Source organism: Streptomyces sp. NPDC003011, assembly GCF_053591515.1.
In genome coordinates, this window is record NZ_JBSFTY010000002.1 from 72,270 (window position 1) to 95,222 (window position 22,953).

Sequence of the window (22,953 nt, forward strand, 5' to 3'; positions counted from 1 at the left end):
GTTTCAACGGAATTGACCGTCCCACCCATGCCGAAGTGACCTGCGTCACCATTAGCGTGACCTGCGGCAGGCAACCCTGGCGAAGGGACAATTCCATGCGCGTCGGAGTACTGACCGGAGGCGGCGACTGCCCCGGGCTCAACGCCGTCATCCGGGCCATCGTCCGCAAGGGCGTGCAGGAGTACGGCTACGGCTTCGTCGGCTTCCGGGACGGCTGGCGGGGGCCGCTCAAGAACGACACCGTGCGCCTCGACATCCCCGCGGTGCGCGGCATCCTGCCGCGCGGCGGCACCATCCTCGGCTCCTCGCGCACCAATCCGCTCAAGCAGGAGGGCGGCATCCGCCGGATCAAGGAGACCCTCGCCGAGCAGCAGGTCGAGGCGCTCATCGTGATCGGCGGCGAGGACACCCTCGGCGTCGCCGGCCGGCTGTCCGACGAGTACGGCGTGCCCTGCGTGGGTGTGCCGAAGACGATCGACAACGACCTGTCCGCCACCGACTACACCTTCGGCTTCGACACCGCCGTCGGCATCGCGACCGAGGCAATCGACCGGCTGCACACCACCGCCGAATCGCACATGCGGGTCCTGGTGTGCGAGGTGATGGGCCGGCACGCGGGCTGGATCGCCCTCCACTCGGGCCTGGCCGGCGGCGCGAACGTCATCCTCATCCCCGAGCAGCGCTTCGACGTGGACCAGGTCTGCGCCTGGGTGACGTCCCGCTTCAGGGCGTCCTACGCCCCCATCGTGGTCGTCGCCGAGGGCGCGATGCCGAGGGACGGCGACATGGTCCTCAAGGACGGGTCGCTGGACTCCTTCGGGCATGTCCGGCTGTCCGGCGTCGGCGAGTGGCTGGCCAAGGAGATCGAGCGCCGCACCGGCAAGGAGGCCCGCACCACGGTCCTCGGACACGTCCAGCGCGGCGGCACCCCCAGTGCCTTCGACCGCTGGCTCGCCACCCGCTTCGGCCTGCATGCCATCGACGCCGTCCGGGACGGCGATTTCGGCATGATGGTCGCCCTGCGCGGCACGGACATCGTGCGCGTCCCGATCGCGGAGGCCACGGCCCGGCTGAAGACGGTCGACCCGAAGCTGTACGAGGAGGCCGGGGTGTTCTTCGGCTGAGCCCTCGCGGACCGGGCGGACCCGACGGACCGGACGGACCGGACGGACCCGGCGGACCCGGCGGACCGGCCCCGACCGGCCGGGCCCTGGGCCGGACACACCGTGTGTTCGGCCCAGGGCCCGTACACACGACGGGCAGCGACCTCGCTACAGGCGCTACAGGGACGGCCGCCGCGGCGAGAGCGCGCCGCTGCCGCGGAGCCCGCCCATCAGCTCCCGTACGGTCGCCGCGCCGTTCAGGGTGAGCACCGACTCCGGGTGGAACTGGACCGACGCGAAGCCGGGGCCGCGCAGCGCGTGGACCTCGTGCGAGGGACTCCGGCTCACCTCCACGCCGCGCGCGGCCAGCTCCGCCGCGTTCTCGTCGTCGCAGCGCGCCACGAAGCTGTTGTAGAAGCCGACGGTCTCCCGCCGCCCGAACAGGTCGATCTCCGTCTGCGCGCCCTGGTGGGGGACCGCCTTCCGTACGATCTCCAGGCCCAGCTCGGCCGCGAGCAGCTCGTGCCCGAGGCAGACGCCGAGGACGCCGTGCCGTCGCTCCCGGATCACCTCGGCGGTCAGGGCGCGCAGGAACCGCATCCTGGCATCGGCGGTGTCGGACGGGTCGCCCGGACCGGGGCCCAGCACCACGGGCCCCTCGTGCGCGAGCGCCGTCTCCCGCAGCCCCGGCTCGTCGTAGCGCCGTACGGACACCTCCAGGCCGCTCGACCGCAGCACGTGCGCGAGCATCGCCGTGAAGGTGTCCTCCCCGTCGACGACCAGGGCGTGGCCGGTCAGCTCCCCGGAGCGCTCCTGCATCCGCAGCCAGAACGGGGCCAGCGAGGCCCGGCGCCCGTCGAGCGCCGCCCGGACCCGGGGATCGTCGGCCAGCCGGGGGCGCCCGTGCTCCGCACGCGGCCGTGCCGGACGGACCCCCAGCGCCGCCAGTACTCCCGCCGCCTTCGCGTGGGTCTCCGCCACCTCGCCCGCCGGGTCCGAGCCGCGCACCAGCGTGGCGCCGACCGGCACCCGCAGCCGTCCGCCGGCGTCGATGTCGGCGGTGCGGATGAGGATGGGGGAGTCCAGGGTCTGGGCGCCGCCCGGGTCCCGGCCCAGCAGGGCCAGCGCTCCGGCGTAGTAGCCGCGCCCGCCGGCCTCGTGCCGCTCGATGACCCGGCAGGCGTTCTGCGCCGGCGACCCGGTGACGGTCGCCGCGAACATGGTCTCCTTCAGCACCTCCCGCACGTCCAGCGAGGACTTCCCGCGCAGCTCGTACTCGGTGTGCGCGAGGTGGGCCATCTCCTTCAGCCGGGGCCCGATCACCACCCCGCCCATGTCACCGACGGTGCACATCATCTTGAGCTCCTCGTCGACGACCATCGACAGCTCCTCGACCTCCTTGCCGTCGGCGAGGAAGTCCAGCAGGTGCTCGGGCGTCGGCCCCTCGGCGGGATAGCGGTACGTCCCGCTGATCGGGTTCATGACGACCGTGCCGCCGGACATCCGCACGTGCACCTCGGGACTGGCACCGACGAGTGTCCGCTCCCCGGTGTGCACGACGAACGTCCAGTACGCGCCTCGCTCGCCCACCAGCAGCCGGCGGAACAGGGCCAGGGCGTCGGCCCTTCCGAACCCGGGGATCGCGCCCTCGTACGTGCGCCGGATCACGAAGTTGGCGCCCTCGCCGGCGCCGATCTCCTCCCGCAGCACCCGCCCGACGATCTCCGCGTACTCCTCGTCGGCCACGTCGAAGCCGCTGTCCTCGACGCGGACGTCGTGCGCGGGCAGTTCCGCCAGAGCGAGGTCCAAGGGCAGTTCGTACCTCTCCTCGGGCGTGAGCACGGCCAGCGGTGTCCCGTCGTCCCGGACGTCGAAACCGCGCTCGCGGATCTGCCGGAAGGGGACGAGCGCGAGGCCCTCGTCAGGCAGGTCGGCCAGGAGGTCGTACGGGGTGACCGGGCCGATCAGCAGCTCGACCGTGTTCTCGTCGTGGCCGGGGGTGCGCCTGCGGAGCAGGGCGAACGGGCGGGGGTCGGCCAGTAGATCGCGCAGATGCATGGTCCGTTTCCTTCTCGTGGAGAGAGGAACGACCCCCGGACACACCGAAGGCCGCCCCTCGGGCGGCCTTCGCGACGTCTTGGGTACGCGCAGTCAGTGGGCCGCCGGATGAGCGGTCCACCACCAGTTCCTGGTCGAGTGCGCGAACATGCGGCGTACCATACACGCCCGCCGGGGGTCGCGCACGGTGACGACGTACGAGCGGAATGCGTCTCACTTGATGAGCAGACGGAGGAACGCGCGACACGACCCCGTAATGTTGGACGCGTGACCGTGAACGCTAAGACCAGCGCGAGCGCTGGCAACACCTGGCGAGACCTGCCCGCGGCGCAGCAGCCCGAGTACCCCGACCCCGAGGCTCTGCGCGCAGTGATCGCGGACCTCGAGTCGTATCCGCCACTCGTCTTCGCGGGCGAGTGCGACCAGCTGCGCGCCCGGATGGCGGCCGTCGCCAAGGGACAGGCGTTCCTGCTCCAGGGCGGCGACTGCGCCGAAGCCTTCGACGGGGTGTCCGCCGACCAGATCCGCAACAAGCTCAAGACGCTGCTCCAGATGGGCGCCGTGCTGACGTACGCCGCGTCCGTGCCCGTGGTGAAGGTGGGCCGGATCGCCGGCCAGTACTCCAAGCCGCGCTCCAAGAGCACCGAGACCCGCGACGGCGTCACCCTGCCGACGTACCGAGGTGACTCGGTCAACGGCTTCGACTTCAACGAGGCCGCCCGGATCCCGGACCCCGAGCGGCTGAAGCGGATGTACAACGCCTCCGCCTCCACGCTCAACCTGGTCCGCGCCTTCACCACCGGCGGCTACGCCGACCTGCGCCAGGTGCACGCCTGGAACCAGGACTTCGTGAAGTCGTCCCCGTCCGGCCAGCGCTACGAGCAGCTCGCCCGCGAGATCGACCAGGCACTCAACTTCATGCACGCCTGCGGGGCCGACCCGGAGGAGTTCAAGACCGTCGAGTTCTTCTCCTCGCACGAGGCGCTGCTGCTCGACTACGAGGGTGCCCTGACCCGGGTCGACTCCCGCACCGGGCAGCTGTACGACGTGTCGGCGCACATGGTGTGGATCGGTGAGCGCACCCGGCAGCTGGACCACGCGCACATCGAGTTCGCCTCGCGGATCCGCAACCCGATCGGCATCAAGCTCGGCCCGACCACCACGGCCGAGGAGGCGCTGCAGTACATCGAGCGCCTCGACCCGGACCGTGAGCCGGGCCGGCTGACGTTCATCGTCCGCATGGGCGCCGACAAGGTCCGCGACAAGCTGCCCGAGCTGGTGGAGAAGGTCACCGCCTCCGGCGCGACCGTCGCCTGGATCACCGACCCGATGCACGGCAACACCTACGAGGCGGCCTCCGGTCACAAGACCCGCCGCTTCGACGACGTGCTCGACGAGGTCAAGGGCTTCTTCGAGGTCCACAAGGCCCTCGGCACCCACCCCGGCGGCATCCACGTCGAGCTCACCGGCGACGACGTCACCGAGTGCGTCGGCGGCGGCGACGAGATCTTCGTCGACGACCTGCACCAGCGCTACGAGACGGCCTGCGACCCGCGTCTGAACCGCAGCCAGTCCCTCGACCTGGCGTTCCTCGTCGCGGAGATGTACCGCGACCAGTAGCAGGCCAGTAGCAGGCAATTGAGCGGTTCGCCTGTTACCGGGGCATGGAGTGGGGCGTGGATCACATACGATCCACGCCCCACTCCACTTTTGCGGGTCCTGTGCGACGGGTAAGGTTAGGTTAGCCTCACCGACCAGGGTCGGGATGGCGCGACCACGAATCCCGTCCGGAGGTGCACCGCGTGTACGTCTGCAACTGCTTCGGTGTGACCGAGGCGCAGGTCAAGCACCACGCGGACAACGGTGCCTGTACCCCCCGCCAGATCGCCTCGGCCTGCAAGGCGGGCACGGACTGCGGGTCGTGCGTACGGCGCATCCAGGCGATTCTGGGCAGGGGCGCGTGCCCGAGCCGCGACCTCGCCGACCAGGGGAAGTCCGTGCTCTCCGACCTCAAGGAAGCCGCTTAGCCCTCCGGGTTGCGATCAGCCCTCCGGCTGCTCGATCAGCTGGGCGATGTAGAGCGCGTCACCGAGCTTCTCCAGGAGCTCCAGCTGGGTGTCGAGGTAGTCGATGTGGTGCTCCTCGTCCTCCAGGATCGACTCGAAGATGTTCGCGGACGTGATGTCGCCCTTCTCCCGCATCACCTGGATGCCGCGCTTGAGCCGGTCGATCGCCTCGACCTCGATCTGCCGGTCGGCCTCGAACATCTCCCGGACCGTCTGTCCCACGCGCACATGGAAGAGGCGCTGGTAGTTCGGCAGCCCGTCCAGGAAGAGGATCCGGTCGGTGAGCACTTCCGCGTGCTTCATCTCGTCGAACGACTCGTGCCGCGTGTACTTCGCGAGCTTCGTCCAGCCGAAGTTCTCCTGCATCTTGGCGTGCAGGAAGTACTGGTTGATCGCGGTGAGCTCGGCGGTGAGCTGCTCGTTGAGGAATTCGATGACCTCGGGGTCGCCCTGCATCGCAGAGGCTCCTTCCAACCGGGGGAAACTGGCGGGTTGCGCCGCATGATTGCATCGGCGACGAAGATCGTCCAGTAAGTCTTCACTTAGTAAGTAAGGGCATGCTTAGTTCGCATTGCCCGATTTGGGCAGGGGTTGGTCCTGTGCACAGGCCCGGGTCTGTCAGGATGGAGTCATGGGTCAGCCGGTGGAACGCGAGTCAGGAGAACGCGATTCTTCAGCAGCCGCGCACTCCGCGCTTCCGCCGGGGCAGCGAGTGCAGCGCGGCTGGCCGGTCACGCACTACGGCCCGGTCCCCAAGTTCCGGCCCGAGCGCTGGGAGTTCCGGGTCTTCGGCGCCACCGCGGACGGCGACAAGCACTGCTGGAACCACGAGGAGTTCACGGCCCTGCCGTACACCAGCGTCATGGGTGACCTGCACTGCGTCACGAAGTTCAGCATGCTCGGCGCCGAGTGGGGCGGCATCCCCGCCCGGACGATCCTGGAGATCGCCCCGCCCGCGCCCGCGGTCACCCATGTGATGGTGTGGGCGGAGTACGGCTTCAGCTCCAACCTGCGTCTCGCGGACTTCGCGGCCGAGCGCACGATCTTCGCCACCCACAAGGACGGCGAACTGCTGACGGCGGAACACGGCTTCCCGCTCCGCCTCGTCGTCCCCCACCTGTACGCGTGGAAGGGCCCCAAGTGGGTCCGCGGCATCGAGTACATGACCGCCGACCGCCGCGGCTTCTGGGAGGAGCGCGGCTACCACAACGTCGGCGATCCGTGGCGGGAGCAGCGCTACTCCTACCAGGAAGGCCCGGGGGAGGGCCCCGAGCTCTGAGGGCCCGGTCCCTCGGCGCGCGACGGACCCTCCGGCGTGTGAACCCTTCGGGGCACGACGAAGCCTTTGGCGCGTGCCGCAGACCGATCCGGCGTCCGGTGCGTCCGGTGCTAGGCGTCCCGGAGCTTCTTCAGCCGCTCCACGTCCGCCGCGTGCCCCTCCTTGCCGCCGGGCGTCTCGATGATCAGCGGTACGCCCTCGGTGGCGGGGTGGGTCATCAGCGCGCGGAACGGGTCCTCACCGATGTGACCGGAGCCTATGTTCTCGTGCCGGTCCTTGTGCGCGCCGACCACGTCCTTGGAGTCGTTGGCGTGGATCAGCTTCAGCCGGCCCTCGCCGACCGTCTCCACCAGCAGGTCCAGCGTCTGGTGCATGCCGGCGGGGCCGGTCAGGTCGTGGCCGGCCGCGTAGACGTGGCAGGTGTCCAGGCACACGCCGAGCTTCGGATGGGCGTCCAGCGCCTCGAAGTAGGGCCCGAAGTCCCAGGTCCGCGAGCACAGCGAGGCGCCCTGCCCGGCGGTCGACTCCAGCAGCAGGTACGGGTCGTCGTCATGGGTCAGCTCGTCGAGCAGCGGCAGCAGGTGCTCCCGCACCTGCCGCAGGGCCACCGACCGGTCCCGGCCGCCGGTCGCGCTGCCGGTGTGCACGACCACACCCGACGCCCCGATCTCCCGTCCGCGCCGCAGCGAGTGCCGCAGCGACTCCACCGACCTTTCCACCGTCGCCTCGGTGTGCGAGCCGAAGTTGATCAGATACGGGGCATGGACGTACGCCGGGATCGACTCGGCCGCGCACACCGCGCGGAACTCCTCGTCCTGCCGCGGGTTCCCGGCGGGCGTGGCCCAGCCGCGCGGGTTGGCGACGAAGACCTGCACGGCCTCGGCCTTCAGGTCATGGGCGTACGTCAGACCCACGGAGTGCAGACCGCCGGCCACGGGGACATGGCTGCCGACGGGATTGCGCACCGGGCCGGGGATCCCAAGGGCTTCTGGGGCTCCGGTGGTGGTGCCGGGCTGTTGACTCTTCACCCGTCAAGGGTGTCATGCGGAACGGGCCCGCCCGCCCGGGAATCCGGTGGTGAGCGTCACCATCGCCGTCACCGCCGTCAGCGGATCGTGACCGTGATCGTCGACCCCTTGGGCGCGCTCTCCCCGCCCCGCACGGACTGGCTCTTGACGGTGTCGCCGAACAGCCCCAGCAGCCCGCGGTCCTCGTCGACCTCGAAACCGGCGCCCTCCAGCGCGGCCTTCGCGTCGTCGACGCTGTCGCCGACCACGTCCGGGACCTCGACCATCTCCGGGCCCTTGGAGAGCGTCAGCGTCACGGTGTCGCCCTCGGCGGCGGTGCTGCCGTTCCGCGGGGTCTGCCGGGCGACCTGGCCCTTGCCGAACTCGGCGGAGGTGACCTCCTGGGAGGCGACCTTCACGTTCAGTCCCGCCTCCTCCAGGTCCGCCTTCGCCTCGTCCAGGGACTCGCCGGTGACGTCCGGGACGTCGATCGGGCTGCCCTTGCTGACGACGAGCGCGATCGCCGACCCCGCGCGCCGCTCGGTGCCGCCCGCCGGGTCGGTGGAGATCACGAAGCCCTTGTCCACGTCGTCGCTGAACTCCCGGGTGACCATGCCCGGCTGCAACCCGTCCTGCTTCAGCACGGTCCTGGCCCGGTCCAGCCGGTAGCCCCGCACATCGGGCACCTTCACGGTCTGAGGGCCGTCGGAGACGACCAGCCGCACCGAGTCGTTGTCCCGGATCCGGGTGCCCGGTGCCGGGTCGGAGGTGATGACGGCGCCCCGCTTCACGGTGTCGCTGTAGGCGTGCTCGACGGTGCCGACCTCCAGCCCGGCCGCCTCCAGCCGGTCCTTGGCCTGTGCCTCGGTCTTCTCGATCAGCAGCGGGACCTTGGTGAACTGGCCGGAGTTGATGTACCAGACGCCCGCGCCGACCCCGAGGACCAGCAGCACGGCGGCCACGATCGTGACCAGCCGGCGCGGCGGGCGGGTGCGGCTGCGCGGGGGCAGTGGCGGCCCGGACTCCAGACGGCTGGTGCGGTGGACGCCGGCCTCGGCGTCCCCGGCGGCCTCGTCCCCGTCGACCGGCAGCGACCGCGGCACCGTGAGCGAGCGCGGGATCACACTCGTGCGGTCGTCGGCGTTGTCGTGCGCCGCGGAGACCGCCTGCGGCGGCACCGCGTCCAGCTGGTCCAGGCTCAGCCGGGCGCGCGCCTCCCGCGCCTGGGCGAGCAGCGCGACCGCGTCGTAGGGCCGGATCCCGGGGTTGCGGGCGGTCGCGGAGGCGACCAGTTCGTCCAGTTCGTACGCCATGCCCGGGACGATCGCCGAGGGCGGCGGGACGTCCTCGTGGAGGTGCTTGTAGAGCACCACCGCGGGGGAGTCCCCGTCGTGCGGCTTCTCGCCGGTGAGCATCTCGTAGAGGACGACACCGCACGCGTACACGTCGACGCGGGGATCGGCGGTGCCGCTCTCGATCTGCTCGGGCGCGAGGTACGACACCGTGCCGAGCACGGTTCCGGAGGTGTTGGTGACCGTGTCCACGGACCGTACGAGCCCGAAGTCGGCGACCTTGACCCGGCCGTCGTCCCCTATCAGCACGTTCTCCGGCTTCATGTCCCGGTGCACGAACCCGGCGCGGTGCGCGGCGCCGAGCGCGGCCAGCACGGGCTCCAGGATGTCGAGCGCGGCCCTCGGCTGCAGCGCGCCGCGGTCGCGCAGCACGTCACGCAGGGTGCAGCCGGAGACGTACTCCATGGCGAGGTAGACGTACGACCCGTCGGTGCCCTGGTCGAAGACCTGTACGACGTTCGGGTGCGCGAGGCGGGCGACGGACTTCGCCTCCCGGATGAACCGCTCGACGAACGACCCGTCCACCGCGAGCGCCGGGTGCATCACCTTGAGCGCGAGTACGCGGTCCAGGCGGGTGTCCACGGCCCGGTAGACCGTGGCCATCCCGCCGACGGCGATCCGCGCGTCGACGCGATAGCGGCCGTCGAGCACCTGCCCGACGAGAGGGTCCTGAAGGGTCGTATCCACGCAGGTGAGTGTACGAGCCGCCACCGACACGGCCTCCGGTTCGGCCAGGATCGGGGCGGGACTGAAGCGGACCTGTGACGCAACCCACAAGGCGGCACCCGCCGACGCCGGACGCGTGCCGGCTCAGAACGCGGGGCGCTCCGGGTCCAGCGCGGCCAGCCCCTCCCCGGGAGACGACGCCTGCGCGAAGTGCCGTCGCGGAATCCGCCCCGCCAGCCGGGCCAGCCGCCCCGCCTCCACCGCGTGCCGCATGGCCGCGGCCATCCGCTCCGGGTCCTGCGCCCGCGTCACGGCGGACGCGAGCATCACCCCGGCACACCCCAGCTCCATCGCCAGCGCCGCGTCCGACGCCGTACCGGCCCCCGCGTCCAGGATCACCGGCACGCGCGCGTGCTCGACGATCAGCTGGAAGTTGTGCGGGTTGCGGATGCCCAGCCCCGACCCGATCGGCGAGCCCAGCGGCATGATCGCCGCACATCCCACGTCCTCCAGCTTCCGCGCGAGCACGGGGTCGTCGTTCGTGTACGGCAGCACCGTGAACCCGTCGTCCACCAGCGTCTCGGCGGCGTCCAGCAGCTCGATCGGATCCGGCAGGAGGGTCCGCTCGTCGGCGATGACCTCCAGCTTGACCAGGTCCGTGCTGAGCGCCTCGCGCGCGAGACGGGCGGTGAGGACGGCCTCCCCGGCGGTGAAGCAGCCGGCGGTGTTCGGCAGCACCCGGATCCCGAGCTTTCCCAGCACCGACAGGACCGAACCGTGCACGTCCGGAGCGACCCGCCGCATCGCGACCGTGGTCAGTTCCGTGCCGGAGGCGACCAGCGCCCGCTCCAGCACCTCCAGGCTGGGCGCACCGCCCGTGCCCATGATCAGACGGGACGTGAAGGACGTACCGGCGATGACAAAGGGATCGTCGGCCATGGTTCAGCCTCCTTGGACGGCGGTGAGGACTTCGACGCGGTCCCCCTCGGAGAGGGACGTCGACGGCCACTGCGCGCGCGGGACGACGGTTTCGTTGAGGGCGGCGGCCACTCCGGAGGGCGCCGCGGTGAGGGAGCGGACGAGCGTGTCGAGGGCGGTGCCGGGGTCGACCTGCCGCCGCTCGCCGTTGACCGAGATGTTCATACGGGCTGCTCCGTGCGGACGGCGCCGAAGCGCCTGGGGGTGAAGGGGCGTGCTTCCTCCGGGAGTTCACCGGTGACGAGGGCGTGCGCCAGGGCGTCGCCGGTGACCGGTGTGAGCAGCACGCCGTTGCGGTGGTGGCCGGTGGCCAGCAGCAGCCCGTCCAGTCCGGCCGGGCCGAGCAGCGGCGCGTTGTCGGGGGAGGCGGGACGCAGCCCGGCCCGCGTCTCCGTGAGCGGCAGCTCGGTGATCCCGGGGACCAGCTCGTGCGCGTCCCGCAGCAGCTCGTACACCCCGCCCGCGGTCACCGTGGTGTCCCAGCCCAGTTCCTCGCTGGTCGCGCCGACGACGAGTTCGCCGTTCACGCGCGGCACCAGGTAGACCTGGCTGCCGCGGACCACGGCCCGCACGGTCCGGCTCAGGAACGGCGCGTACCGCTCGGGCACGGTCAGCCGCAGCACCTGCCCCTTCACGGGCCGTACGGGCGGCACTACGTCGTCCGGGACGCCCGCGAGCCGCCCGCTGAGGCTGCCCGCGGCGAGCACCACCTGCCCGGCGCCCAGGGCGGCCCCCTCCCGCGTGACGACACCGGCCGCCCGCTCCCGTACCACCGACAGCCGCTGGGCCCAGGACCGGTGGAAGACCACGCCGGTGCGCTCGCACGCGGTGACCAGCGCGGCGGCCAGGCGGCGCGGGTCGATCTGGTGGTCCCCGTCGACTCTGAGCCCTCCGCGCACGCCCGGCGCGAGCATCGGCTCCAGGCGCCGGCACTCCCGTCCGGACAGCCACTCGGAGTCCAGGCCCGACTGCCGCTGCAAGGCGTGCAGTTCGCGCAGATGGGCGCGGTCGTCGGCGTCCAGTGCGACGGCGAGCGTGCCGCTGCGGCGGTAGCCGAGGTCCTGGCCGGTGAGGTCGGTGAGTTCGGCCACGAAGTGCGGGTAGCGGCGGGCCGACTCCAGGTTCAGGCCGAGCAGGGTCTGCTCGCCGTAGTGCAGCTCGGTGACGGCGGCCAGCATCCCGGCCGCCACCTGGGCGGCCCCGCCGCCCGGCTCGGGGTCCACGACGGCGGTGGCGAACCCGCGTTGAGCGGCCCGCCACGCCGTGACCAGGCCGATGATCCCGCCCCCGACGACCAGGACGTCGAAGGTGTCGGGCAGATCCGACGTACGCGACATGGGTGTCCAGCTCCTCCCTTCGCCGGCATGACCCGGATCAGGTTCGTACGGTCGGAGGCCGCCAGCCTCCCTCTCAGCCCGGTGCGCCCGGGCTCCCGCGAGTGCTCTACGTTGGCCACCCTAGCCCGATGCCGCACGTCTCAGTAAGGGAGCCTCCGCCCGTGGCCCGTTCACTCGACGGACTCGTCCTCGCCCCGGTCGCCGATCAGGCACCCGGCCAGGTCGGGACGCGCACCCGGTTCGCGTACCACGAGGACAACGGCGAGATCTGGGCCGAGTACGCGGGCGGCGACGTGGTCCGCGGGCACCTGGTGGGCACCCGCGAGGGCGACCGGCTGGACTTCCGGTACGTACAGCTCAAGCATGACGGGACGACGTCCTCGGGGCACTGCGTGTCGACGGTCGTCGACCTGCCCGACGGTCGCGTGCGGCTGGAGGAGCGGTGGGCGTGGGAGTCGCAGCCGGGCAGCGGGACGAGCGTCGTCGAGCAGGTCACCGAGCGGGACGGCTGACTGACTGATGGTCAGGTGTCTATGGTGATCAGGTGAGCGAGCAGACGCGGGAACGGGGAGACTCCACGCCACGGCGTGTCGTCGTGGTGGGCGCGGGCATGGCCGGGGTGCAGACCGCGGTCGCCCTGCGGGAACAGGGCTTCACCGGCACCGTGACGCTGATCGGCGCGGAGCCGCACCAGCCCTACGACCGGCCGCCGCTGTCGAAGGCCGTGCTGCTCGGCACGGCGGAGGGCTCCGCCTTCGACGTGGACTTCGAGGCCCTCTCCATCGAACTGCGGCTCGGCCGCGAGGTCCTGGGCGTGCGCCCCGGGGAACACCAGCTGGACACCGCCGAGGGGCCGGTGCCGTACGACGTCCTGGTCCTGGCGACCGGCGCCGAACCGATCCGGCTGCCGGGCGCGCAGGGCGTGCCAGGCGTGCATCTGCTGCGCACCCTGGACGACGCCGAGCGGCTGCGCCCGGTGCTCGCCCGGCAGCACGACATCGTGGTCGTCGGCGCGGGCTGGATCGGCGCCGAGTTCGCCACGGCGGCCCGCGAGGCCGGCTGCGCGGTGACGGTCGTCGAGGCCGCGGACCGGCCGCTCGCCGGCGCGCTGCCCGCGGAGGTGGCCGCCCCGATGGCCGCCTGGTACGCCGACGCCGGCGCCGTCCTGCGCACGCACGCGCGCGTGGAACGCGTCGAGCCCTCGGCCGTGCTCCTCGACGACGGTTCGCGGCTGCCCGCGGACGCGGTGGTCGTGGGCATCGGCGCCCGGCCCGCCACGGGCCTGCTCACCGGATCCGGCATCGCCCTCGGCACCCACGGCGAGATCGTCGCCGACGACCGCCTGCGCACCTCCGCGCCCAACGTCTACGCGGTCGGCGACTGCGCCTCCTTCCCCTCGCGCAGATACGGCGAGCGCCTCCTGGTCCACCACTGGGACAACGCCCTCCAGGGCCCGCGCACGGTGGCCGCGAACATCATCGGCGAGGCCACCGGCGAGGCCCCCGCGGTCTACGACCCGGTTCCGTACTTCTGGTCGGAGCAGTTCGGGCGCTTCGTCCAGTACGCCGGCCACCACGCCTCGGCCGACACCACCCTGTGGCGCGGCGAGCCGTCCGGACCGGCCTGGACGGTGTGCTGGCTGCGGGAGGGCCGGCTGGTCGCCCTGCTGGCGGTGGGGCGGCCCCGGGACCTGGCGCAGGGGCGGCGGCTGATCGAGGCGGGCACGCTCATGGACCCCGCTGTGCTGGCCGATGCGGCGAGGCCCTTGAAGGCGGCCACGGCGTAGCGCGGAACACCAGGTCGGCCGGTCCTGGCTTCCGACTGTCAGTGCGGGATGGCAGGCTTGTCCTGTGACCGAGATTGACGCAAAGATCGATGCTCTCGTCCCCGGCTGGCTGACGCTCCCCGACATCGCCGAGATGCTCGGTGTCGAGGTGACCCGCGTGCGGCAGCTGGTCAGGGAGGGCCAGCTCATCGCCGTACGCCGTGGTGAGAACCGCGCGCTGCACGTCCCCGCCGCCTTCATCGACGGGGCCGAGCAGAAGGTCGTCAAGGGCCTGACGGGCACCCTGACGCTCCTGCGGGACGACGGCTTCACCGACGAAGAGATGCTGGAGTGGCTCTTCACCCCCGACGAGAGCCTGCCGGGCACCCCGGCGCAGGCCCTCAGCGAGAATCGCGGCACGGAGGTGAAGCGCCGGGCCCAGGCGCTCGCCGTCTGATCCGAGCAGGCCGAACCGAACACCGTCCGGCGCACGGGCCGTGACCGCCTCAGCCACGGCCGTGGTCCACCACGGCCCGCCGCGGCCCGTGCGCCCTCCACCTCGGGGGGACACCCGTATGCCCGACAGCACCGTCCGTGACCGCTTCGCCGACGCCCGGCTCTACCTCTGCACGGACGCCCGCAGGCGCCAGGGCGACCTCGCCGAGTTCCTGGACGCGGTCCTGGCGGGCGGCGTCGACATCGTGCAGCTGCGGGACAAGGGCATGGAGGCGGCCGAGGAACTGGAGCACCTGAAGGTCGTCGCCGAGGCCTGCGCCCGGCACGGCCGGCTCCTCGCGGTCAACGACCGGGCGGACGTGGCCCACGCGGCCGGTGCCGACGTGCTCCACCTCGGCCAGGGCGACCTCCCGGTCCCCGCGGCCCGCGCGATCCTCGGCGACGACATCCTCGTCGGCCGCTCCACGCACGCCGGCTCCGAGGCCGCCGCGGCCGCCGTCCAGGAGGGCGTCGACTACTTCTGCACCGGCCCGTGCTGGCCGACCCCCACCAAGCCCGGCCGTCACGCGCCCGGCCTCGACCTGGTCCGGTATGCCGCCTCCCTCGGCACCGACCGCCCCTGGTTCGCCATCGGGGGCATCGACCTCGGCAACCTCGACGAGGTGCTGGAGGCGGGCGCCCGCCGGGTCGTGGTGGTCCGGGCGATCACCGAGGCCGACGACCCGGGAGCGGCGGCGGCCGAGTTCGCCAAGCGGCTGCGGCAGGGGTAGCAGGCCCTCGCCCGCCTCACCCGTTTGCCTCATATCGGTCCTACCGTCTGTCCAAGGAGTGGACAGGAAATAGACAAATCGGGCAAAAATCCGTGATCCGGTTGGGGGACCGGCGCACCCTGGCTAACCTGCGCGTATGGCCCTCGGCACCGCATCCACCAGGTCGGACCACGCCCGCACCGTGCGTGACATGCTCGCGACCGGCAAGACGACGTACTCGTTCGAGTTCTACGCCCCGAAGACCCCGAAGGGCGAGCGGAACCTGTGGAACGCCCTGCGCCGGGTCGAGGGCGTGGGCCCCGACTTCGTCTCCGTGACCTACGGCGCGGGCGGCTCCACCCGCGCGGGCACGGTCAAGGCGACCGAGGCCATCGCCTCCAACACCACGCTCACCCCCATCGCCCATCTCACCGCCGTCGACCACTCGGTGGCCGACCTGCGCAACATCATCGGGCAGTACGCCGACGCGGGGATCCGCAACATGCTGGCCCTGCGCGGCGATCCGCCCGGCGACCCGATGGGCGAGTGGGTGCCGCATCCCCGCGGCCTCACCTACGCCTCCGAACTCGTCGAACTCATCAAGGCGTCCGGCGACTTCTGCGTCGGCGTCGCGGCCTTCCCCGCGATGCACCCGCGCTCGGCCGACTGGGACACCGACGTGCGCCACTTCGTCGACAAGTGCCGGGCCGGCGCGGACTACGCGATCACGCAGATGTTCTTCCAGCCGGAGGACTACCTGCGCCTGCGCGACCGGGTCGCCGCCGCCGGCTGCGAGACCCCGATCATTCCCGAGGTCATGCCGATCGGCAGCGTGAAGACGCTGGCACGGGTTCCGTCCCTCACCAACGCGGCCCTCCCGCCCGCCCTGAAAGAGCGGATCCTCACAGCCAAGGACGATCCGGCGGCTGTACGCTCCATCGGTATCGAGTTCGCCACGGAGTTCTGCGCACGGCTGCTGGCCGAGGGAGTGCCCGGACTGCACTTCATCACGCTCAACAACTCCACGGCGACGCTGGAGATCTACGAGAACCTGGGCCCGCACGACCCACCGCAGGCCTAGACCGGCCGCACCGGTATACGACACACTGCGTAACGGCCACTGGGAGAGGGGCGTACATGGGCTGGACGGTCCTCTACATCGCGTTCGGCGTCGTCGCGCTGTGGCTGCTCGGCGAGGTGCTGCTGCAGTACAAGGCACGCCTGCGCTGGCGGTTGCTCGCCTTCGGCGGCTTCCTCGGCGTCGTCCTCGGCGTGCTCATCCCGTCCGTGATCGTCATCGCGCTGGGTGCGATCGCGTTCGCGGTCGGCCAGACCTACGTCACGCTCTCCTTCCGCCGCGGCTTCGCGGCCGGCTGGGCGGTCAGCCGCCCCGGCACCGACGGCACCAAGCGGCGCCGCGGCAGGGCGGACCGCCAGGACCCGACCCTGGAGGTCACCGACCTCGAAGCGGCCGGGACGGATTACGGCGACGACGCCTCGCAGGGCCGGAACACCGGCGCCTTCGGGCACGACGACTACGACCGCGACGACGTGTTCACGCCGGCCCGTCCCGTGGGACCCCCGGCCGAGGGGAGTACCGCGGTGTTCGAGCCGCAGCCCCTGCCCGACGACACCGGTTCGTACGGCGTCTACGGCGACTCCGGTTACGCGGCCGCCGGCGCTCCCTTCGCCGCCGACCAGCCCCAGGACCAGTACGCGACCGCCGCCGCCGACCCGTCGTACTCCTACGACGGCTACTCCGGCTACGACCAGCAGCAGTACGGCTACGGCATGGCCGGACAGCAGCAGTACGCCGCCTACTCCGACCCGTACATCGGCACCCAGGCCTATGACGGTGCCGCGTACGACGCCTCCTACGGCGGTCAGCAGCAGTTCGGCCAGCAGGGCTACGGCCAGGACCAGTACGCCTCCGGCTCGTACGGCGAGACGCCGGCGGGCGGGGTGTGGGTGCCGCAGCAGCGCAGCACCGACGACCCGTACGGCGACCTGCCTCCGGAGCAGCAGCAGTACGGCCAGCAGGGCTACGACCAGAACCAGGGCAACGGGTTCGACGAGCAGTACCGCTTCTGACCGGCTCTCACCGGGAACCCCGGAACTGCGGCCCCTCCACGATCAGTCCGGCGACCAGCGCGCCCGACATACCGGCGTGCGGGAGACCGCCGCCGGGATGCGACCAGCCGCCGACGGTGAACAGGCCCGGCAGGGCGGTGCTGTTGGCGGGGTGCAGCAGGGAGCCGTTCCCGGCGGCGAGGGCCGGGGCGGGGACGGCACCGCCCTCCGCGCCGGTCGCTTCCGCGAGGTCGGCCGGGGTGCGGACCTCCTGCCACAGGACGCGGTCGCGAAGACCGGGCAGGGCCCGTGCGGCGGCCTCGGTCACGGCGTGGACGTACCGGTCGACGGCCTCCGGGGCGGGGCGGCCCGCCGGGACGACGGCGGTGAGCGTGACCGCCTCGTGGTCCGCGTCCGGAACCAGCCCAGGGTCGTCCGGCCGCAGCACCGTGACCGTCGGCGCGCTCGTCCCGGGAGCCGCGCCGAACAGGCCGTCCAGCTCGCCGTCCCGGTCCCGCGCGTGCACCACCGTCCGATGCGGCGTCCCCTGCGGACGCCCACCGCGCAGCGCCAGCAGCACCGTCAGACGGCTCGGCAGCCCGCGCTGCGGCACGACCTCGCCCGCGCCCCGCAGGGCCGTGCCCCGGACGACGCGGCTCAGCACCCCGGGCGCGACACCGGCGACGACGAAGTCCGCTTCCGCCACGGTCCCGTCCGTGAACTCCACTCCGGCCGCCCGGCCGTCCTTCTCCAGCACCCCCGTGACCTCGGCGCCGAAGACGAACTCCACCTTCCTGGCCAGGCACCGCTCGTACACCGCGCGCGCCAGCTCCCGCAGGCCGCCGCGGACGTACCAGACGCCGAAGGCGTGCTCCATGTACGGCAGCACGGCCGCGCTCGCCGGGGCGGTCCGTGGGTCCAGGCCGTATGCCAGGGCGTGGCTCTCCAGGAGGGCGGTGAGGCGGGGGTCGCGCAGCTCCCAGGCGCCGACCTCGGCGAGGGTGGTGGCCCGGCGGGTGCGCAGCAGACGCTTGTGGGGGACCGCCGGATAGGGCTCGCGCTCGGCCAGCACCGACCAGTTGGGCCACAGGGGCTCCTCCAGGAGCGGCCGGCGGGTGCGGTCCCAGGCCTCGCGGGCCCGCACCAGGAAGTCGCCCCAGCGCTGTCCGGCGCCCGGCCCGAGCGCCTCCTCCAGGGCCGCGACGACGCCCGCGCGCGAGGCGTTCGGCAGCGACACCTCGGTGCCGTCCGCGAAGACGTGCCGTGCCGACGGGTCGACCTGGACCAGCTCGACACACGCCTCGAGCGGCTCCTTGCCGGTCTTGACGAACAGGTCGCGGTAGACCGCGGGCAGGGTGAGGAGTCCCGGGCCCGTGTCGAAGGAGAAGCCGTCCCGCTCGAAGCGGCGCACCGCTCCGCCGTACGTCTCGGTACGCTCGTACACCACCACCCGGTGGCCCGCGACGGCCAGCCGGGCGGCGGCCGCCATCGCGCCCGTCCCGGCGCCGATCACCGCAATCCGTGCCATGCCTGCGACTTTATCGGCCGCCACCGACAATCCGGCCGCGGGCCCGTGACCAGCGGTGACCGCCCGCTGCCGGGCCCGTCCCCGCAGCCCGGTCCAGCCCGGTCCAGCCGGGCGGCGGCCCGGCCCGCGCCGCGAGCCGCCGCTCCTCCCGTCGCCGGGCCCCGCGCCGCCGCAACCGGCGGATCCGGGAGACCAGGAAGAAGAGCACGACCTGCCCGGTGACCAGCAGCCCACCCGCGACGATCGCCGCCGCTTCTGGGTGGAACATCGCGCACGTGACGATCCCGCCGACCCCGAGATCCTCGGCCGGACTCACGGTGACGTTGCTGAACGGCTCCGGCGAGGAGCTGACCGCCATCCGCGTGCCGGCCTTCGCCGCGTGGCTGGCCGGCGCCGTCGAACCGCCGACCAGGCCCGCCGCCACATCGGCGAGCGGGCGCTCTGTCCGGCCGGCAGCGCTCCGACCCACGCGCCCGGGGCCGGCCGGACCACGGTGTGCACCGCGTCCCATGCCGAGTCGAGGGGGAGTACGGACACGGGCGCGATCGTCACCAGCCGGCGGCACGGCGTCTGGGGCCGCGTGCGCAGGACTGAGTACATGTACCTAGGGGGTGAGTTGAGTACGCGCGCGGATGGGGGCCGACCCGCGTGAACGAGAGAGTGGGGGCACGGAGAAGGGGACCGGCTCCGGCACCGGCGACACGGGGCGCCGGAACGGAGCCGCCCCCGATCCGCTCCTTCCGCCGGCGGACGCCGGCGGGAGCGAGGCACGGGGGGACCGGGGAACCGGGGGACGACCGAACGGGGGCCCTACGGGGGAACGGGGGAACGGGGGAACGGGGGAACGGGGGAGCACAAGGAAGCGCCGGTTCGAGGTGGCCCGCGGGGGACGCGGCCACATCGGACCGGCGTTTTCGTGCGTCTGCGTCTGCGTCTGCGTCTGCGTCTGCGTTTTCGTGCGTCTGCGCTACGTCTGCCCCTGCGTCCGTGTCGGTGTCCGTGTCTGCGGGCGTTCGCGGGGGCCGTCCTCAGCGGCGCCCGCTCACCCGCCCCTGGAGCAGCCGGGACAGCGCCGCGTGCACGTCGTCCAGGGAACGCTCCGGCTGGAAGGCCTGCCAGTCCAGGGCGGCCACCAGCACCATGCCGACCAGCGCGGCCGCGGTCAGCGGGATGTCGATCTCGTCGCTGAACTCGCCGCGGTCGACGCCCTCGCGCAGTACGTCCTCGACCACCGCGACCGCCTGCTGCCGCACCACCATGAGGGTGGACTGCCAGGCGCGGTTGGTACGCCACAGCTCCGCCACGTACAGCTGCGTGAAGGCCGGGTAGCGGTCGATGAAGACGAGCCCCGCGCGGATCATCGCGTCCAGGGCGTCCACCTTGGTGCCGCCCTCCTCGGCGGTCCGCTCGGCCGCCTCCCGCAGGGAGGCGGTGAGGAGTCCCACTCCGTGCCGCAGCAACTCCTCGAAGAGCACCGACTTGCTCGCGAAGTTGTAGTAGACGGTGCCCTTGGCGACCCCGGCCCGCTCGGCGATCTCGTCCACGGTGGTGGCGGAGAACCCCTGCTCGGCGATGAGCGTGACGGCCGCCTCGTAGAGCTTCTGCCGGGTGGCCTCGCGGCGCGTGCTGACCCCCGGCGTGGCGCTGCTGCTTTCCATGGTCCTGATTGTCACAGGAGCCGTGGGTCCAGGTGTCACCGAAGGGCTCACAGGGTCAGCTCCGGGTGCAGCCGGTCGAGCGTCCACACCTGACGGCGGCGGGCCGACAGGGCGGTCAGCGCGAGGGCGCCCGCGGTGAACGCCGCCAGCACGGCACACGCCTGCCACACCGGGCCCAGACCGCCGCCGGTGATGAGCCTGCGCAGGGCCTCGACGACATAGCTCATCGGCAGGAAGGGGTGGAGCGCGTTGAAGAAGCCCGGACTGGTCTGCACCGGGTAGGTGCCGCCCGCGGACGTCAGCTGCAGCATCAGCAGGGCCAGGACGAGGATCCGGCCCGCCGCTCCGAAGCGTGCGTTCAGCCACTGCACGATCGCCGCGAAGCACGCCGTCACCAGGAACAGGAAGCCCACCGTGCCGGCCGCCCGTGCCATCTCCAGGCCGACCGCCCAGTGCAGTACGGACATCAGGGCCACCGTCTGCAGCACCCCGATCGCCACCACCGGCAGCCAGCCCGCCAGCGCGATCCGCCAGGCGGAGGCGCCCGCTGCCAGGGCGCGCCGGTTCATCGGGGTGATCAGCATGTAGGCCACCATCGCGCCCACCCACAGGGACAGCGGGATGAAGTACGGGGCGAAACCGGTGCCGTAGTTGGGCGCCTTGTGCAGGTCCTCGGAGACGAGCCGGACCGGGTCCGCCATCACCCCGGTGCGCTGGTCGCGGGCCTTCTCGTCATAGTCGGGGATCTGCCCTGCGCCGTCGTGCAGACCGTCGGACAGCTTCCCGGAGCCGTCGACGAGCTTGTACATGCCGCCGTTCAGGGTCTCGGCCCCCGTCTTCAGGTCACCGACGCCCTCGTCCAGGTCCGACGCGCCGGTCTCGGCCGTGCCGAGCCCGGTGTGCAGCTGCTTGGCGCCCGCGGCGACCTTCCCGGCGCCCGTGTTCAGCTCGTTGATCTTCGACACGGCGTCGTCCAGGTCCTCGGAGAGACGCGGGGCCCGGTCGGCGAGCGCCTGGGCCTGCTTCTGCAGCGTCCCCAGGTGGCCGTCGAGCTTCGTCAGGTCGCCGTCCTGGTCCGCGACCAGCGTGTTGACGTCATCGGCGACCTTCGCCACGTCGGCGGCGGCCTGCCGGGCCCTCTTCAGATCGGCGCAGGCGGCGTCCGGCAGGACGGGTTCCTCGCAGCGCGTCCGGTAGACGTCGTTCAGCGTGCCGGAGGCCGCGTGCGCCCCCTTGGCGGCCGTCGGGGCGGTCTCCACCAGGGTGTCGAGGTTGCGCCGGATCGTCCCGGCCGAGTCGGCGACCAGCTGGGCCGTGTCGCCGATGGTCTTCTCGTTGTCCTTCAGGAAGGGGCCCACCTTGTCCGCGACCCCGTTGACCTTGTCGGCGAGGGTCTGTGTGCCCTCCGCGACCCGCTGCGAGCCGCTCTCCAGGTCACCCGCGCCCTTGTCGAGCTTCGTCAGCCCCGTGGACAGCTTGCCGCTGCCCTTCTTGGCGTCCTTCAGGCCGTCGGCCAGATCCTTGGAACCCTTCTCCGCCTTGCCGATGCCGCCTTCGAGGTCGTCGGCGCCCTTCGCGGCCTTCACCGTCTCGCCGTGGATGTCGGAGAACGAGATGAAGATCCGGTCCAGGAAGGACCGCGACGCCTTGGTGGACGCGGCCGTGCGCACCTCGCTGAACACCGTCCGCGAGATCTGCCCGACGATGTAGTTGTTGGCGTCGTTCGTACGGACCTGGAGCGCGCCCGTCTGCGGGGAGTCGCCCGAGCTGGACGCGATGCGCCTGCTGAAGTCGGCCGGCATGGTCAGCGACAGGTAGTAGGTGCCGTCCTCCACGCCCGCGCGTGCCTCGTCGGAGCCCACCTCGTGCCACTCGAAGGTGTCACTGTCCCGCAGGCCCTCGGCGATGTCGTCGCCCGCCATGAGCTTCCCGCCGTCGGCGGTCGCGCCCTGGTCGTCGTTCACCAGGGCGACGGGGACGCGGTCGAGACGGCCGTACGGGTCCCAGAAGGACCACAGGTACAGGGCGCCGTACAGCAGGGGCAGCACCAGCAGTGCCACCAGCGCGGCGCGCGGCAGCTTTCCCCTGCCGAAGCGGCGCAGCTCAAGCGCGGCCAGTTGCGGCGAGCGCATCGGCCTTCTCCTCCCCTTGGTTCCGCTGCGGCTGCCGGCTCTCCTGGGGCTGCCCGGTGGACACCCGCACGGTGTCCTCGGGTGCCTCGCCGCACACCGCCACGACCGTCGTCCCGGTCTCGGTGAGGGACCTGAGCAGCGCCCAGACCTCGGTCCGCTCGGCCGCGGACAGCTTCAGATCGGCGTCGTCGACCCCCAGCAGGCCCGGACGCCCGATCAGCGCCAGGGCGACCGACAGGCGCAGCGCCTCCAGCCGCTCCAGATCGCGTACGGCGGTCCGCGCGCCCTTGGGCAGCGCCTCCGGGTCCAGGCCGGCGGCGGTCAGCGCGGTGTCCATCCGGAGCTTCGCCTCAGCCGTGCGCTCGGCCCGCGGTCGCAGCAGACCGCGCAGCGAACCCCCGAACCGCCGTTGCAGCAACGCCCGTTCGCGCAGGTGCTCCCCGACGGTCAGGGCCGGGTCGAGGTCCGTCACCCCGGCCACGTTGGCCAGGGCGCTGATGCGCCGCACCGCCGCCGACTGCTTCGGCAACCGCGCGTCCCCCACGGCCGCCGTGCCCTCCGTCGCCCTCATCCGTCCGGTGAGGGCGAGCAGCAGACACGTACGGCCGGACCCCGACGGCCCCTGCACGGCGATCAGCGACCCGGGCTCCGCGGTGACCTCGACGCCGCGGAACGCCCAGCCGCGAGGGCCCTCAAGACCAAAGCCCTCGGCGGTGATTCCGACTCCGGCCACGGCTCATCCACCCCCT

The 22,953-nt window shown here is 72.2% G+C and carries 22 protein-coding genes, 1 pseudogene and 1 riboswitch; of the genes and pseudogenes, 10 read left to right on the top strand and 13 right to left on the bottom strand.

Annotated features, from left to right (window positions below):
• The first annotated feature begins 95 nt into the window (after positions 1-95).
• Positions 96-1,124, top strand: a complete 1,029-nt coding sequence (locus ACWD0J_RS01695; RefSeq protein ID WP_451493703.1) for a 6-phosphofructokinase — start codon at positions 96-98, stop codon at positions 1,122-1,124.
• A gap of 156 nt (positions 1,125-1,280) precedes the next feature.
• On the opposite strand, the gene ACWD0J_RS01700 is transcribed toward ACWD0J_RS01695, so the two are convergent.
• Positions 1,281-3,161, bottom strand: a complete 1,881-nt coding sequence (locus tag ACWD0J_RS01700) for an anthranilate synthase family protein (RefSeq protein WP_451493704.1) — start codon at positions 3,159-3,161, stop codon at positions 1,281-1,283.
• Positions 3,162-3,254: 93 nt separating this feature from the next.
• Positions 3,255-3,323, bottom strand: a complete 69-nt coding sequence (locus tag ACWD0J_RS01705) for a trp operon leader peptide (RefSeq protein ID WP_451493851.1) — start codon at positions 3,321-3,323, stop codon at positions 3,255-3,257.
• 105 nt (positions 3,324-3,428) lie between these two features.
• Here ACWD0J_RS01705 and ACWD0J_RS01710 point away from each other — a divergent pair, with 105 nt between their 5' ends.
• Both ACWD0J_RS01710 and ACWD0J_RS01715 read left to right on the top strand, forming a co-directional pair.
• Positions 3,429-4,781, top strand: coding sequence for a class II 3-deoxy-7-phosphoheptulonate synthase (locus ACWD0J_RS01710; RefSeq protein ID WP_451493705.1), 1,353 nt, complete (start codon positions 3,429-3,431; stop codon positions 4,779-4,781).
• 182 nt (positions 4,782-4,963) lie between these two features.
• Positions 4,964-5,188 carry a (2Fe-2S)-binding protein gene (locus ACWD0J_RS01715; RefSeq protein ID WP_451493706.1) on the top strand — a complete coding sequence of 75 codons (225 nt, stop codon included), beginning with the start codon at positions 4,964-4,966 and terminating at the stop codon, positions 5,186-5,188.
• A 15-nt stretch (positions 5,189-5,203) separates the two neighbouring features.
• Here ACWD0J_RS01715 and bfr read toward each other — a convergent pair whose 3' ends face one another.
• Positions 5,204-5,683 (bottom strand): bacterioferritin, encoded by a 480-nt coding sequence (gene bfr / locus ACWD0J_RS01720; protein ID WP_451493707.1) that lies wholly within the window; start codon positions 5,681-5,683, stop codon positions 5,204-5,206.
• 175 nt (positions 5,684-5,858) lie between these two features.
• Here bfr and ACWD0J_RS01725 point away from each other — a divergent pair, with 175 nt between their 5' ends.
• Complete coding sequence (locus ACWD0J_RS01725) at positions 5,859-6,506, top strand: sulfite oxidase-like oxidoreductase (protein ID WP_451493708.1); 648 nt, start codon at positions 5,859-5,861, stop codon at positions 6,504-6,506.
• Between the two features lie 110 nt (positions 6,507-6,616).
• Here ACWD0J_RS01725 and ACWD0J_RS01730 read toward each other — a convergent pair whose 3' ends face one another.
• The 5 genes from ACWD0J_RS01730 to thiO form a co-directional block, all read right to left on the bottom strand.
• On the bottom strand, positions 6,617-7,534 hold the full coding sequence (locus tag ACWD0J_RS01730; RefSeq protein WP_451493709.1) for a deoxyribonuclease IV: 918 nt from the start codon (positions 7,532-7,534) through the stop codon (positions 6,617-6,619).
• 77 nt (positions 7,535-7,611) lie between these two features.
• Positions 7,612-9,552 carry a Stk1 family PASTA domain-containing Ser/Thr kinase gene (pknB, locus tag ACWD0J_RS01735; RefSeq protein WP_451493710.1) on the bottom strand — a complete coding sequence of 647 codons (1,941 nt, stop codon included), beginning with the start codon at positions 9,550-9,552 and terminating at the stop codon, positions 7,612-7,614.
• A 123-nt stretch (positions 9,553-9,675) separates the two neighbouring features.
• On the bottom strand, positions 9,676-10,470 hold the full coding sequence (locus tag ACWD0J_RS01740) for a thiazole synthase (protein WP_451493711.1): 795 nt from the start codon (positions 10,468-10,470) through the stop codon (positions 9,676-9,678).
• A 3-nt stretch (positions 10,471-10,473) separates the two neighbouring features.
• Entirely contained in the window at positions 10,474-10,674 is a 201-nt protein-coding gene (gene thiS / locus ACWD0J_RS01745; protein WP_451493712.1) for a sulfur carrier protein ThiS, read from the bottom strand.
• Entirely contained in the window at positions 10,671-11,846 is a 1,176-nt protein-coding gene (gene thiO, locus ACWD0J_RS01750; protein WP_451493713.1) for a glycine oxidase ThiO, read from the bottom strand. The genes thiS and thiO overlap by 4 nt, the downstream gene beginning before the upstream one ends.
• A riboswitch (TPP riboswitch) is annotated at positions 11,843-11,955 on the bottom strand. Its footprint overlaps the gene before it by 4 nt.
• A 52-nt stretch (positions 11,956-12,007) precedes the next feature.
• On the opposite strand from thiO, the gene ACWD0J_RS01755 reads away from it, so the two are divergent.
• The 6 genes from ACWD0J_RS01755 to ACWD0J_RS01780 all read left to right on the top strand — a co-directional run bounded on the left by ACWD0J_RS01755 (position 12,008) and on the right by ACWD0J_RS01780 (position 16,907).
• Entirely contained in the window at positions 12,008-12,358 is a 351-nt protein-coding gene (locus tag ACWD0J_RS01755; RefSeq protein ID WP_451493714.1) for a hypothetical protein, read from the top strand.
• A gap of 32 nt (positions 12,359-12,390) precedes the next feature.
• Positions 12,391-13,632, top strand: a complete 1,242-nt coding sequence (locus ACWD0J_RS01760) for an NAD(P)/FAD-dependent oxidoreductase (protein WP_451493715.1) — start codon at positions 12,391-12,393, stop codon at positions 13,630-13,632.
• Between the two features lie 64 nt (positions 13,633-13,696).
• Positions 13,697-14,068: an Rv2175c family DNA-binding protein gene (locus tag ACWD0J_RS01765; protein WP_451493716.1), complete on the top strand. Its 372-nt coding sequence runs from the start codon at positions 13,697-13,699 to the stop codon at positions 14,066-14,068.
• 118 nt (positions 14,069-14,186) lie between these two features.
• A complete protein-coding gene (gene thiE, locus ACWD0J_RS01770) occupies positions 14,187-14,837 on the top strand; it encodes a thiamine phosphate synthase (protein WP_451493717.1) in 651 nt (216 codons plus the stop codon).
• 136 nt (positions 14,838-14,973) lie between these two features.
• Entirely contained in the window at positions 14,974-15,897 is a 924-nt protein-coding gene (gene metF, locus ACWD0J_RS01775) for a methylenetetrahydrofolate reductase [NAD(P)H] (RefSeq protein WP_451493718.1), read from the top strand.
• Between the two features lie 56 nt (positions 15,898-15,953).
• On the top strand, positions 15,954-16,907 hold the full coding sequence (locus tag ACWD0J_RS01780) for an SCO2102 family sporulation regulator (protein WP_451493719.1): 954 nt from the start codon (positions 15,954-15,956) through the stop codon (positions 16,905-16,907).
• 7 nt (positions 16,908-16,914) lie between these two features.
• Here ACWD0J_RS01780 and ACWD0J_RS01785 read toward each other — a convergent pair whose 3' ends face one another.
• The 5 genes and pseudogenes from ACWD0J_RS01785 to ACWD0J_RS01805 form a co-directional block, all read right to left on the bottom strand.
• Positions 16,915-18,414, bottom strand: coding sequence for a phytoene desaturase family protein (locus tag ACWD0J_RS01785; protein WP_451493720.1), 1,500 nt, complete (start codon positions 18,412-18,414; stop codon positions 16,915-16,917).
• 109 nt (positions 18,415-18,523) lie between these two features.
• Positions 18,524-18,936 (bottom strand): annotated as a pseudogene (locus ACWD0J_RS01790) (DUF4126 domain-containing protein); the annotation flags it as partial.
• A 506-nt stretch (positions 18,937-19,442) separates the two neighbouring features.
• A complete protein-coding gene (locus tag ACWD0J_RS01795) occupies positions 19,443-20,072 on the bottom strand; it encodes a TetR/AcrR family transcriptional regulator (protein WP_451493721.1) in 630 nt (209 codons plus the stop codon).
• Between the two features lie 47 nt (positions 20,073-20,119).
• The gene (locus ACWD0J_RS01800; RefSeq protein WP_451493722.1) at positions 20,120-22,204 is read right to left on the bottom strand and encodes a YhgE/Pip family protein; all 2,085 of its coding nucleotides are present in this window, start codon (positions 22,202-22,204) and stop codon (positions 20,120-20,122) included.
• Positions 22,176-22,937 (bottom strand): ATP-binding cassette domain-containing protein, encoded by a 762-nt coding sequence (locus tag ACWD0J_RS01805; RefSeq protein ID WP_451493723.1) that lies wholly within the window; start codon positions 22,935-22,937, stop codon positions 22,176-22,178. The genes ACWD0J_RS01800 and ACWD0J_RS01805 overlap by 29 nt, the downstream gene beginning before the upstream one ends.
• Positions 22,938-22,953 lie beyond the last annotated feature (16 nt).